The organism is Kitasatospora sp. NPDC057198, from assembly GCF_042670125.1.
GTDB lineage: Bacteria > Actinomycetota > Actinomycetes > Streptomycetales > Streptomycetaceae > Kitasatospora.
On the sequence record NZ_JBHUWH010000002.1, the window covers coordinates 50,919 to 62,697 of the forward strand.

Annotated in this window: 12 protein-coding genes and 1 riboswitch; of the genes, 5 read left to right on the forward strand and 7 right to left on the reverse strand. The window is 74.4% G+C overall.

The window, feature by feature from the left end; all coding sequences use genetic code 11:
• Positions 1-78 precede the first annotated feature (78 nt).
• On the forward strand, positions 79-1,074 hold the full coding sequence (locus tag ACFUEL_RS00530) for an Lrp/AsnC family transcriptional regulator (protein ID WP_380233651.1): 996 nt from the start codon (positions 79-81) through the stop codon (positions 1,072-1,074).
• Between the two features lie 203 nt (positions 1,075-1,277).
• On the opposite strand, the gene ACFUEL_RS00535 is transcribed toward ACFUEL_RS00530, so the two are convergent.
• Positions 1,278-2,492: a M20 family metallopeptidase gene (locus ACFUEL_RS00535; RefSeq protein WP_380233652.1), complete on the reverse strand. Its 1,215-nt coding sequence runs from the start codon at positions 2,490-2,492 to the stop codon at positions 1,278-1,280.
• A gap of 421 nt (positions 2,493-2,913) precedes the next feature.
• Here ACFUEL_RS00535 and ACFUEL_RS00540 point away from each other — a divergent pair, with 421 nt between their 5' ends.
• A complete protein-coding gene (locus ACFUEL_RS00540) occupies positions 2,914-3,786 on the forward strand; it encodes a hypothetical protein (RefSeq protein ID WP_380233653.1) in 873 nt (290 codons plus the stop codon).
• Positions 3,787-3,807: 21 nt separating this feature from the next.
• Here ACFUEL_RS00540 and ACFUEL_RS00545 read toward each other — a convergent pair whose 3' ends face one another.
• Positions 3,808-4,587, reverse strand: a complete 780-nt coding sequence (locus ACFUEL_RS00545) for an SDR family NAD(P)-dependent oxidoreductase (RefSeq protein ID WP_380233654.1) — start codon at positions 4,585-4,587, stop codon at positions 3,808-3,810.
• Positions 4,588-4,666: 79 nt separating this feature from the next.
• Here ACFUEL_RS00545 and ACFUEL_RS00550 point away from each other — a divergent pair, with 79 nt between their 5' ends.
• Positions 4,667-5,500 (forward strand): LysR family transcriptional regulator, encoded by an 834-nt coding sequence (locus ACFUEL_RS00550; protein WP_380233663.1) that lies wholly within the window; start codon positions 4,667-4,669, stop codon positions 5,498-5,500.
• Between the two features lie 38 nt (positions 5,501-5,538).
• On the opposite strand, the gene ACFUEL_RS00555 is transcribed toward ACFUEL_RS00550, so the two are convergent.
• The 5 genes from ACFUEL_RS00555 to thiC form a co-directional block, all read right to left on the reverse strand.
• A complete protein-coding gene (locus tag ACFUEL_RS00555) occupies positions 5,539-6,207 on the reverse strand; it encodes a hypothetical protein (RefSeq protein ID WP_380233655.1) in 669 nt (222 codons plus the stop codon).
• 11 nt (positions 6,208-6,218) lie between these two features.
• Positions 6,219-6,659 (reverse strand): VapC toxin family PIN domain ribonuclease, encoded by a 441-nt coding sequence (locus tag ACFUEL_RS00560; protein WP_380233656.1) that lies wholly within the window; start codon positions 6,657-6,659, stop codon positions 6,219-6,221.
• Between the two features lie 280 nt (positions 6,660-6,939).
• Positions 6,940-7,080 carry a hypothetical protein gene (locus tag ACFUEL_RS00565; RefSeq protein ID WP_380233657.1) on the reverse strand — a complete coding sequence of 47 codons (141 nt, stop codon included), beginning with the start codon at positions 7,078-7,080 and terminating at the stop codon, positions 6,940-6,942.
• Positions 7,081-7,159: 79 nt separating this feature from the next.
• Positions 7,160-7,648, reverse strand: coding sequence for a hypothetical protein (locus ACFUEL_RS00570; RefSeq protein ID WP_380233658.1), 489 nt, complete (start codon positions 7,646-7,648; stop codon positions 7,160-7,162).
• Positions 7,649-7,784: 136 nt separating this feature from the next.
• The gene (gene thiC, locus ACFUEL_RS00575; protein ID WP_380233659.1) at positions 7,785-9,590 is read right to left on the reverse strand and encodes a phosphomethylpyrimidine synthase ThiC; all 1,806 of its coding nucleotides are present in this window, start codon (positions 9,588-9,590) and stop codon (positions 7,785-7,787) included.
• Positions 9,587-9,718: riboswitch (TPP riboswitch) on the reverse strand. Its footprint overlaps the gene before it by 4 nt.
• Positions 9,719-9,832: 114 nt before the next feature.
• Here thiC and ACFUEL_RS00580 point away from each other — a divergent pair.
• Both ACFUEL_RS00580 and ACFUEL_RS00585 read left to right on the forward strand, forming a co-directional pair.
• Positions 9,833-10,033, forward strand: coding sequence for a hypothetical protein (locus tag ACFUEL_RS00580; protein WP_380233660.1), 201 nt, complete (start codon positions 9,833-9,835; stop codon positions 10,031-10,033).
• Between the two features lie 185 nt (positions 10,034-10,218).
• Positions 10,219-11,721, forward strand: a complete 1,503-nt coding sequence (locus ACFUEL_RS00585) for a flotillin family protein (protein ID WP_380233661.1) — start codon at positions 10,219-10,221, stop codon at positions 11,719-11,721.
• Positions 11,722-11,779: the final 58 nt, after the last annotated feature.

Genomic DNA, 11,779 nt, shown 5'->3' on the forward strand with positions numbered 1-11,779 from the left:
AGGATGGCTAACCTGGAGAGCACCGCACCGCCCACGCACGAATCCGTTCCTGCGGCCGACCCCGCGCAAGGATCAGCCATGATCGACGAACTCGACCTGGCGCTCGTCGACGCCCTCCGGGTCGACCCGCGAGCCCCCTGGTCCCGGCTGGCCGCCCCGCTCGGCGTCGACCCCGCCACCCTCTCCCGCCGCTGGGCCCGGCTCACCGCGAACGGCGACGCCTGGGTCACCTGCTACCCCTCCGCCGACCGGATCGGCCGCGGCCTCACCGCGCTCGTCCAGGTCGACTGCCCCGCCGACCGGATCACCGCCGTCGCCGCGGGCATCGCCCGGCACCCGCAGACCGCCAGCATCGAACTCGTCACCGGTGACGCCGACCTGCTGCTCACCGTCGCCGCGTACGACCACGCCTCGCTCACCGCGTACCTGGTCGACCGGCTCGGCACCGTCCCCGGCGTCCTGCGCACCCGCACCACCCTGGTCGAACGCACCCTGGTCGAGGGCAGCCGCTTCTCCAACGGCGCCCTCGACGCCGAGCAGCGCCGCGCCATCGCCGCGCCCCCGCCCGGCGCGGCCAGGCCGGTCGCCGACCGCCGGGTCGAGGAGGACCTCGCCCTCATCCAGGCCCTCGGCGCGGACGGCCGGATGCCCTACGCCGAACTCTCCGCCCGCACCGGCCTGCCCGCCACCACCGTCCGCCGCCGGCTGGCCGAACTGCGCGACTCCGGACGGGCCGTGCTGCGCTGCGACGCCTCCCCCCGGGTCACCGGCCACCCCGTCGGCGCGATGCTCTGGCTCGACGTCCCGCCCGCGGCCCTGCCCGACGCCGCCCGCCGCCTCACCGCCCTCCCGCAGACCCGGATGTGCGCCGTCACCGTCGGCCCGGCGAACCTCGCCCTCTACCTGATCGCCCCGCAACTCCCCGACCTGCGCCGGATCGAACAGGACCTCGCCCACCACCACCCGGCGATCCGCGTCCACGACCGCCACGTCACCCTGCGCACCCTCAAACTGGTCGGCCACCTCCTCACCCCGGACGGCCGCCGGACCGGCTACGTCCCAATCGAGCCCTGACAGCAAAAGCCCCAACAGGGGCTCGGGGAACGGCGAGTCCGTGCTGCTGACGGTCGGAGCCCATCGATGTGTCCGTGCTGCTGCGTGCAGTAAACGGAACCAGAAGCCGATGCGCGCTCCGGCAGTGCACCGTCAGCAGCCTGGGCCTCGCCGTTCCCCGAGCCCCTGTCGGTGCTCTTCGCCGTTCCCCGAACCCCTGGTTCCTACCGCAGCCTGCCAAGCGCGAGCGCCGCCAGCAGCGCCGCCGCGTCGCCCAGTACGCCGTCGTCGAAGCGGGCCTCGGCGGAGTGGTTGTACGGGGCGGTGAACGGGTCGGCGTCCGCGGGGCACGCGCCGAACATGACGTACGCGGCGGGGACGTGTTCGGCCAGGACGCCGAAGTCCTCCGAGCCCGCCACCGGGCGGGGCATCTCGAAGTAGTGGTCGGCGCCCAGGAGTTCGCGGGCGGTGCGTTCGGCGTACGCGGCCTCGGCGGGGTCGTTGACGGTGACCGGGTAGCCGTGCTCGACGACCGCGTCGACCTGGCAGCCGTGTGCCTCGCCGATGCCGCGGACCACCCGGACGGCCTCGGTGAGGACCAGTTCGCGGGCGGCCGGGGAGAAGGAGCGGATGGTCGCGCCGAAGGCGGCCTCGTCGGGGATGACGTTCTCCGCGGTGCCGGCGTGGAAGGTGCCGACGGTGAGCACGACCGGGTCGAAGGCGTCGAAGCGGCGGGTGACCATGGTCTGCAGGGCGAGCACGGCCTCGCAGGCGGCCGGGACGGGGTCGACGGCCAGGTGCGGGCTGGAGCCGTGGCCGCCGCGGCCGCGGACCACCACGCGCAGGGTGTCGGAGGCCGCCATGATCGGCCCGGGTCGTCCGGCCACGTAGCCGGCGGGCAGCAGGGCCGCGCCGACGTGCAGGGCGTACGCGGCGGCGACCCGTTCGCCGGCCGCGTCCAGGACGCCGTCCTCGACCATCAGGGCGGCGCCGCCGTCGCCCTCCTCGCCGGGCTGGAACATGAACACCACGCTGCCGGACAGCTGTTCGCGGCGGGCGGCGAGCAGCCGGGCGGCGCCGACCAGCGCGGCGGTGTGCAGGTCGTGGCCGCAGGCGTGCATCGCGCCGGGGTTCTCGGAGGCGTACGGGAGGCCGGTGTCCTCCCGCACGGGCAGGCCGTCGAGGTCGGCGCGCAGCAGGACGGCGGGGCCGGGGCGGGCGCCGCGCAGGACGGCGGTGACGGAGCTGAGCCGCTCGCCGAGGGTGATCTCCAGCGGGAGGCCGTCGAGGGCGTCGAGGATCCGGGCCCGGGTGCGGGGGAGGTGGAGCCCGATCTCAGGGTCGCGGTGCAGGGCGCGCCGCAGTTCGACGAGTCCGGGGTGGAGCGCGGCGGCGTCGCTGCGGAGTCCGTCGAGCGGGGGGTGAACGTCGGCCGACATGGGTGCGCCTCCTGGGTGGACGGGGAGCGGACGGTTCCCCGGCATCCTGGCCCCGGCGCGGCCCGACCAGGTCCGGGCGCACGGATCGCCCGGGATCGGCGGGTGCCGCGCACGGATCTACCAGCGCCGGGCCGGGCGGCGCGGCGATCGCCCCGGCCCCTCGGCGGGCGCCCGACCGACGGGGGCGGTGCGTCGTGCCCGGGGCGGCCCGGGGCGGCCCGGGGCAGCCCTTGGCCACGTCCTGACCGGCCCTTTTCCCGGAGAATTCCGCGCCGCCCGGCAAATCTTCGGATCGTCCACGAATGATCCTTTTCCGCCCCGCCCCGTCCGGACCGGCACCGGCACCGGCGGAAGTACGCCAAAGTCCGTGAATTCCGGTGTAGCCCACCGAGTTCGACGGCCGACTGCCAGAATGACCGTCATGACGAACCCCCGCCGCACCGCGGGCACCGCCGCCCTCCTGCTCGCCTGCGTCCTCGGCGCAGCCGCCTGCGGGTCCACCGCCCCGCCCGACCCGGCCCCCGTTCCGGCCCCCGTTCCGGCGTCCACCGGGCCGACCGCCGCCGGCCCCGAGACGAGCACCGTCTTCACCACCGACCGGCCGCTGGACGCCGACGCGCTCACCCGGGCCGCCGAACAGCTGCGCCACCGCGCCGAGTTGCTCGGCCTGCCGAACCCCCGGGTGAAGACCGGCGAGGGCACCCTGACGCTCACCACCGCCGGGCCGGTCGCCGAACGGCTCGCCGCGCTCACCCACCGGCCGGTGCTGGAGATCCGTCCGGTGCTGGCCGCGACGGCCGACGGCGCCCCCGCCCCGGCGGGCGTCCCGTCCGAGTGGCAGGGCCGCCTGACCGCCCTGGACTGCACCGCCCCGGCCTCCCCGGCCGGGCCCGCCGCCGAGCTCCTGACCTGCGACCGCCCCGACTCGACCGGCCTCCGCTGGAAGTTCGCCCTCGGCCCGGTCGCCGTCCAGGGCTCCGACATCGCCGACAGCACCGCCGAACTCGGCAGCAACGGCGCCGGCTGGCAGGTGCAGTTGCACTTCACCCCGGCCGGCGGCACGGCCTTCGCCGACGTCACCGGCCGGGTCGCCGCCCTCCAGGACCCGGCCAACCAGCTGGCGATCCTGGTGGACGGCACCGTCCTCTCGCACCCCTTCGTCGTGGAGGCCATCACCGGCGGACAGGCCGTCATCACCGGCTCCTTCACCAAGGACCAGGCCGGCGAACTCGCCGCCCAGCTCGCCACCCAGGCCCTCCCCGCCGGCCTCCACCCGGTCGGCGCGACCTCCTGAGACGGATCACCGGCCGACCGGTCACCAGTCGACCGGGCCGTCCTCGTCGAAGAACCCGCCGCTGGGCCCGTCCGGGCCCAGCAGGGCCAGTCGCTCGACGACCGCCGCGCCCCGGTCGGCGGTGCGGGTGATCCGGCGCCCGAGGGCGAGCTCCCGGGTGAAGCCGGTGTCGCAGGCGCCCGGGGCCGCCGCGTTGACCAGGATCCCCGCCGAGCGCAGCTCGCGGGCGTACTGCACGGTCAGCATGGTCAGCGCGGCCTTGGCGGCCGGGTAGGCGGCCAGCGGCGGCTGGCCCGACAGGTAGTGGCCGGGGTCGCTCTGCCGGGCGAACGAGCCGACCGCGCTGGAGACGTTGACGATCCGGGCCGCCGTCGAACGGCGCAGCAGTGGCAGCAGCGCGTTGGTGACGGCCAGCACCCCGAACAGGTTGGTGGCGAACACTTCGCGCATCGTCTCCACCGTGGTGGCGCTTGGCAGTTGGGCCGCCATGCCGCCGGAGATCCCGGCGTTGTTGACCAGCACGTCCAGTCGGCCGAACCGGTCGTCGACCTGCCGGGCCGCCGCCGACACCCCCGCTCGGTCGGTGACGTCCAGGGTGAGCGGCCACAGCCGTGCCCCGCCGGCCCGGCCCGCCGGAACACCGGGGTCGGCGCGCAGCCGGTCGACCGCGGCGGCGGCCCGCTCCGGGTCTCGCGCGGAGACCAGTACGGTCAGGCCGCGGGCGGCGAATCGGCGGGCGACCGCGTAGCCGATGCCCCGGTTGGCCCCGGTGACCAGGGCGATCCTGTGCTCGTTCGTCATGCGCCCAGCCCATCACCGCCGACCGGCGGGCAGCCAGGCCGAGTTGTGCATCGGCCGATACCGTGGCGGCATGGACCGGCTGGAGACCCGCGAACTCGCCCACTTCCTGGCCCTCGCCGAGGAACTCCACTTCGGCCGGGCCGCCCGCCGGCTCGGCGTCTCCCAGCCCGCGCTGTCCCGCGCCGTCGCCCGGCTCGAACGCCGGATCGGCGCACCCCTGTTGGTGCGCGGCGGGCGCGACCAGTCCCTGACCGACGCCGGCCGGGTGCTCGCCCGCGAGGCCGCCGCCGTCCTGGCCGCCGCGGACGCCGCCTTGCACCGGACCCGCCGGGCCGGGCGGAGCGAACCCCGGCTGGTCCTCGCCGTGAAGCCCGGCGGGGACGGCGGCCTGCTGCCCGCCCTGCTGGCCGCGCACCGCGCCGGGCCGGGCGCGGTCCGGGTGGACGTCCTGCTGTGCGACCCGGCCGAACGCGTCCGCCTGCTGCACGACGGCACCGCCGACCTCGCCCTGCTGCACTCCCCGCCGCACGACCTCACCGGCCTCGACACCGAACCACTGCGCACCGAAGGCCGGTTGGCCGTGCTGCCCCGCTCCCACCCGCTGGCCGGACGCCCGCACCTGCGGCCCGCCGAGCTGGCCGGCGAGCCGACCGTCCGCTGGCAGGGCGCCCCCGTGACGGGCCCGGACGGCCCCGAGGTCCGCGACCTCGCCCAGCTGCAACAGCTCGTCGCCCTCGGCCAGGCCGTCGCCGTGCTACCCGAATCCGTCCTCGGGCAGCTCCGCGCCGACCTGTGCGGCGTCCCGCTGCCCGACGTCGCCCCGACCACCCTGCTCCTCGCCTGGCCCGAGCACGCCACCTCCCCCGCCACCGCCGCCTTCGTCCGCGCCGCCGCCGCACTCGCCGAAATCTGACGGTCAGTCAATTGCCTTGCCCGGAGCAGTAGCCCGCCTCAGCGCCAGTACGTGCACGCGAACGCGCCCATGCCCGTGTCCGCCGCGTGGCGCAGCACCCGGAGCGGGCCGTCCAGCAGCTCCCCGGCCGCGGCGTACCGGGCGTCCGGGTCGTCCGGGTCGTCCGGGTCGTCACCTGCGCAGGTCGTCCAGGCGGTGATCCGGTCGAGCACCCGGTCGCGCCGCTCGCCGTCGAGGTCCAGGGCCCGCGCCGCGTCCGGGAGGGCGGCCCGTACTTCGTCGGCGGTCAGCAGGAAGTCGCCGAACCAGCCGGGCAGCAGGGCGGCCGCGGCCGCGCCGAGCGCGTAGTGGAGCGCGGCCACCGGTCCGGCCCCGCGCGCCTCCACCGTGCGGCTCGCCGCGAAGGGGTGGTCCGCCAGCAGGGCCGGGCTCGCGTCCCGCATCGCCTCCGTCGCGGGGTGCTCCTGGCTGGCCGCACGGACGAAGTCCGCGAACCGGACGCCCGCGGGCGTCAGCGACCGGCTCTCCGGCCGGAGGAGGGCCTCCCCGGCGCAGTCCCGCCCCACCCGGGCCGGCGTCTCCCCGAAGCCGTCCGGCCACCCCGGGAGGCCGTCGGCCCCGACGAGGTGCAGGAACCGCTCCGGCAGTTCCGCCGCGTCCCGGTCGGGCAGCGCCCCCACCACCCGCACCTCGGTCGTCCCCGCCATCGCGCTCCGCCTCACCACGTCCCGGCCGACCGCTGGCGCGGAGCGTCGCGGACGTTGCGCTGCAGGACGTCGGTCAGCACCCCGGCAGCGGTGGTGGAGCCATTGTCGTCGTGCAGGACGATCAGCCCGTGGTGGGCCGCGGTGGCGCAGACCAGCAGATCGACGGTGGACAGCGCCCGGACGGCTCCACCGCTCCGGGCGAGCCGGAACTGGGCGGATTCGATCCAACCCCATACGTTCTTCGGCAGCGGGACGTCGGGGTACAGGTCTGCGAACATCTCGCCCATCTGCTCGTAGTGGACGAGGTTGCGGGCGGAACGCCGGAACTCGGTGCGCTGGGGCGCGCACGACCCGATCACGCGCAGGTCGATGTCCTCCCCCCACGCGTCGCTCAGGTGCTGTTCGCGCACCAGGCGCCGGACGGCGGTGGAGTCCGCGAGGTACCGGATCACCCCGCGGAGCGCTGCTCGGCGTCATGGAGCTGCTGCCAGCCCTCGTTGTCCCACTCCTGAGCGGCCTGCATGTGCCGGGCACGCCGGGCAGCGCGCTCGTGACGCGGTCCCAGAAGGGCAACGTCTCGCGCTTGGCGATGGGAAGCACCCGGTAAGCGGTGACTGCCCGCTCCACCTCCTTCTCGGTGGGCTTGCCGCCGCGTTGCATGCCGGGGAGGGCGGAAGGACGGACCGCCGTCCGGGAAGCGGAAGCTCCCGGGCGGCGCTGCGGCCGCGCGGGTCAGTCGGCCAGCGGGAGGTAGACCCGGTTCCCGCGGGCGGCGAACTCGGCGGACTTCTCGGCCATCCCGGCGAGAGCGGCCCGTTCGGCCTGTTCGGCCTCGCCGCCGTGCTCCTCGCGGATCCGGCGGCTGATCTTCATCGACGACAACTTCAGCCCCCAGCCAGCACATTGGCTTCGTGGGTGGAGGGCTTGAGAGGAGTGCCCGCTTCTCCGGCGCCTACAGGCAGATCCAGCAATAGAGCTTCTCGCCAGCGCTGCGGGCGCGCCTGGCCAGTCGGATCAACTCTTCGGCCAGCGGCTGCATGTCTTCGACGCTGGCTGGGCGAAGCTCCTCCGTCTGCACCCACCTGGCGACGACCGTCGGCACATCCGCGTCGCTCACCTCTGCCAGCGTGTCCCGGACCGAGGCGGCAAGCTCGACCACCCACGGACCCGTGGCCCAGGGGTCGTCCTCGGCCTGCGGGCCGCCCGGTCCAGGCTCCGGGGTGGTCGGCCACACCGGACTCTCTTCCACGAGCCCTGCTTCCCACGGAACCTGACGGATGGCGGCGATCAGCTCCCCAAGCACAAGGTCCGGATCCAGGCGCTTGGCCTCGACCCCGTCGAAGTGGGGACTCCCACCGCCGACGAGCGGGCGGTCGTCCGCACCCTGCAGCACCCGTACGACCGAGGCCGCATCGACTGCGCGAAAGTAGTCGGTCAACACGCCCACGGGTTCCTCCCCCACACGGTCCTTCGTCAGCCGACAGTAGACCAGGCACAACCGACACCAGCATCAACCGGAGCACCGCGCCGGGAAGCCCCCTCCTGCCTCCCGGTGCGGTGCCCTATGAGCCGTGTTGTCAGTCGGCGAGCGGGAGGTAGACCCGGTTGCCGTGGGCGGCGAACTCGGCGGACTTCTCGGCCATGCCGGCGAGCGCGACCCGTTCGGCTTGTTCGGCCTCGCCGCCGTGCTCCTCGCGGATCTGGCGGCTGATCTTCATGGAGCAGAACTTGGGCCCGCACATGGAGCAGAAGTGCGCGGTCTTGGCGGGTTCGGCCGGGAGGGTCTGGTCGTGGAAGGCGCGGGCGGTCTCCGGGTCGAGGGCCAGGTCGAACTGGTCCTCCCAGCGGAACTCGAAGCGGGCGTCGGAGAGGGCGTCGTCCCACGCCTGGGCGCCGGGGTGGCCCTTGGCGAGGTCGGCGGCGTGGGCGGCGATCTTGTAGGTGATGACGCCGGTCTTGACGTCGTCGCGGTCGGGCAGGCCGAGGTGTTCCTTGGGGGTGACGTAGCAGAGCATCGCGGTGCCCCACCAGGCGATCATCGCGGCGCCGATGCCGGAGGTGATGTGGTCGTAGCCGGGCGCGACGTCGGTGGTCAGCGGGCCGAGGGTGTAGAACGGGGCCTCGTCGCAGATCTCCTTCTGCAGGTCCATGTTCTCGCGGATCTTGTGCATCGGGACGTGCCCGGGGCCCTCGATCATCACCTGGACGTCCTTGGCGCGGGCGATCCGGCCGAGTTCGCCGAGGGTGGTGAGTTCGGCGAACTGGGCCTCGTCGTTGGCGTCGGCGATCGAGCCGGGGCGCAGGCCGTCGCCGAGCGAGAAGGTGACGTCGTAGGCGCGCAGCAGGTCGCAGAGTTCCTCGAAGTGCGTGTAGAGGAAGTTCTCCCGGTGGTGCGCCAGGCACCAGGCGGCCATGATGGAGCCGCCGCGCGAGACGATGCCGGTCTTGCGGCGGGCGGTCAGCGGGACGTACCGCAGCAGCACGCCGGCGTGCACGGTCATGTAGTCGACGCCCTGTTCGCACTGCTCGACGACGGTGTCCCGGTAGACCTCCCAGCTGAGTTCCTCGGCGCGGCCGTCGACCTTCTCCAGCGCCTGGTAGAGCGGGACGGTGCCGATCGGGACGGGGGAGTTGCGCAGGATCCACTCGCGGGTGGTGTGGATGTTGCGGCCGGTGGAGAGGTCCATGACGGTGTCGGCGCCCCAGCGGGTGGCCCAGGTCATCTTCTCCACCTCCTCCTCGATCGAGGAGGTGACGGCGGAGTTGCCGATGTTGGCGTTGATCTTCACCAGGAAGTCGGTGCCGATGATGGCGGGTTCGACCTCGGGGTGGTTCACGTTGACGGGGATGACGGCCCGGCCGCGCGCCACCTGCTCGCGGACGAACTCCGGTTCCAGGCCCTCCCGCAGGGCCGTGAACTCCATCTCGGGGGTGATCAGGCCGCGCTTGGCGTAGGCGAGTTGGGTGACGGCGACGCCGTCGCGGGCGCGCAGCGGGCGGCGCGGGCGGCCGGGGAAGACGGCGTCCAGGTTGCGCAGGTCGCCGCCGCGCGGGGCGGTGTGCCGGATGCCGTCGTCCTCGGGGCGGGCCTCGCGGCCCTCGTACTCCTCGACGTCCCCGCGCAGCCGGATCCAGGGGTCGCGCAGCGCGGGCAGTCCGCGCCGGACGTCGGCGGTGTGGGACGGGTCGGTGTACGGCCCGGAGGTGTCGTACAGCGGGACGGTGCTCCCGTCGGTGAGGTGGACCTCGCGGTAGGGGACCCGCAGGTCGGGGGTGCTGCCCTGGCGGTACGCCTTGCGCCAGGCCGGGGTCGGGTACCCGGTGGCGGACGGCTCCTGGGCGGACGGCCCGTGGGCAGAGGTGTGCTCGGTGAATGCGGTCATGCGGACCTTCAACTCCCTACGCCGGCATTACCCGGTCAGGTTCCTGCGGTCGACGCAGCGGTGGTACGCGGGCCGCGTACCGTCAGCGCCCTCTCAGCCCGGTGCTCCGAGCTCCCGTTCCGCGCAGGGGCGTTCGCCGCCTGCGTTCGCCGTTCACCGTAGGGCACCGGGCGCGGCCGGTCCAGCGCGCCTCCCGTGCCGGGCGCTGTTCAGGCCACCGCCGCGCGGGGGAGAATCCCGGGGTGATCGGACTGGTGGGGCGGGTGACGGGGCGGATCGGCGCGGGCCTGGTCGGCGAGGTGATGGTGCACGTCCCGCAGCGGCTGGGCACCGAGGCGTTCCTGGCCTACCGGGCGGTGCCGGGCGAGCCGCTGGAGCCCGGGACGATGGTGGTCGTGGTCGATTACCAGCCACCGCGGACGGTGTACGTCGAGCCGTTCTGAACGCACGTCAGGAGGGTTCCGCAAACCTGCCGCGTCCGTTTCCGGCCAGTGAGGGTTCCCACTCGTCCGTCCCCTTCCTCCCCGGCCGAAACCGGCGGAGAATGCGGCTGCCACCGGCTTCCGCGCCAACGAACTGCACCACCTGCGCAGCCACGGACCGGTGTGCCACGAAGGGGGAGATCGCGATGCTGATCGGCATCGTCGGAGGCGTCCTCGCGGGCGTCGTCCTGGTGATCGTGCTGTTCAAGCTCATGTGGCGGGTCGCCGAGCCGAACGAGGCACTGGTCATCTCGGGTTCCAAGCACGGCGAGGGCCTCGGCTTCCGCGTGGTCACCGGACGGGGCACCTTCGTGCTGCCCGGCGTCCAGGTGGTCCGGCGGCTGTCGCTGGACCTCAACGAGGCCGCGCTGGACGTCGAGTGCGTGACGTCGCAGGGCATTCCGGTGCACGTCAAGGGCGTGGTCATCTTCAAGGTCGGCGACGACCCGGCGTCCATCGCCAACGCCGCCCGCCGCTTCCTGGACCAGCAGAAGATGATGGGCCAGCGGGTGCACAACGTGTTCGCCGGCCACCTGCGCTCCATCGTCGGCGGGCTGACCGTCGAGGACATGATCCGCGACCGCGAGCGGCTCACCGGTGAGACCCGCTCCGCCTCGGGCATCGAGATGGAGAAGCTCGGTCTGATCATCGACTCGCTGCAGATCCAGGAGATCCTGGACCCGACCGGATACATCACCAACCTGGCCGCCCCGCACGCCGCCGCCGTCCAGCGCGACGCCCGGATCGCGGCCGCCGAGGCCGACCGCCGGGCCACCGAGGCCGAGCAGGAGGCGTTCGCCCGCAAGGCCGAGGCGACCCGCAACTCCGGCATCCAGCAGGCCGGTTACCAGGCCGAGATGGACACCGCCGCGGCCCGCGCGATGCAGGCCGGGCCGCTCGCCCAGGCCGCCGCCCGGCAGGAGGTCGTGGTCCAGGAGACCAAGGTCGCCGAACTGGAGGCGCACCGCAAGGAGCAGCAGCTCCAGGCCGACGTCCGCAAGCCCGCCGACGCCCGCGCGTACGAGACCCGCACCAAGGCCGAGGCCGACCGCGACGCCCGGATCTCCGCCGCCGAGGCGCTGTCCCGGGAGACCGAGCTGAAGACCGCCGCCGAGGCCAACCGGGTCAAGGTCGCCGCGGCCGCCGAGGCCGAGGCCACCCGGGCCCGCGGTCTGGCCGCCGCCGAGGCCACCCGGGCCACCGGTGAGGCCCAGGCCGCCGCCGAGGCCGCCAAGGGCATCGCCGAGGCCGAGGCGGCCCGCGCCAAGGGTCTCGCCGAGGCGGAGGCCACCCGGGCCCAGGGCCTGGCCGAGGCGGAGGGCATCAAGGCCCGCGCCGCGGCCCTCGCCGAGAACCAGGAAGCCGTCGTCGCCCAGCAGTTGGCCGAGAACTGGCCCGCCATCGTCCGGGCCGGCGCGGACGCCTTCGGCAACGTCGAGCACATGGTGCTGCTGAACGGCGCCGAGGGCATGTCCGAGATGTTCGCCAAGGCGCTCACCATGGGCGGCACCGGCCTCGGCCTGGCCCGCCAGCTGCTCACCTCGCTGAACGCCCCCGCCCCCGCCGGGGCCCCGGCCGAACCGGCCGCCGCACCGGCCCCGGCCACGACCAGCCAGGTCATCCCGGTCCAGGCCGGCAGCGGCGACTGACCCGGCGCCAACACCCTTGCACGGCACGGCCCGTACGGCAGCAGCACGCCGTACGGGC

Coding starts and splice junctions, on each gene's coding strand:
- ACFUEL_RS00530 (WP_380233651.1), top strand. CDS start 79: ATGATCGACGAACTCGACCTGGCGCTCGTCGACGCCCTCCGGGTCGAC.
- ACFUEL_RS00535 (WP_380233652.1), bottom strand. CDS start 2,492: ATGTCGGCCGACGTTCACCCCCCGCTCGACGGACTCCGCAGCGACGCC.
- ACFUEL_RS00540 (WP_380233653.1), top strand. CDS start 2,914: ATGACGAACCCCCGCCGCACCGCGGGCACCGCCGCCCTCCTGCTCGCC.
- ACFUEL_RS00545 (WP_380233654.1), bottom strand. CDS start 4,587: ATGACGAACGAGCACAGGATCGCCCTGGTCACCGGGGCCAACCGGGGC.
- ACFUEL_RS00555 (WP_380233655.1), bottom strand. CDS start 6,207: ATGGCGGGGACGACCGAGGTGCGGGTGGTGGGGGCGCTGCCCGACCGG.
- ACFUEL_RS00565 (WP_380233657.1), bottom strand. CDS start 7,080: ATGAAGATCAGCCGCCGGATCCGCGAGGAGCACGGCGGCGAGGCCGAA.
- thiC (WP_380233659.1), bottom strand. CDS start 9,590: ATGACCGCATTCACCGAGCACACCTCTGCCCACGGGCCGTCCGCCCAG.
- ACFUEL_RS00585 (WP_380233661.1), top strand. CDS start 10,219: ATGCTGATCGGCATCGTCGGAGGCGTCCTCGCGGGCGTCGTCCTGGTG.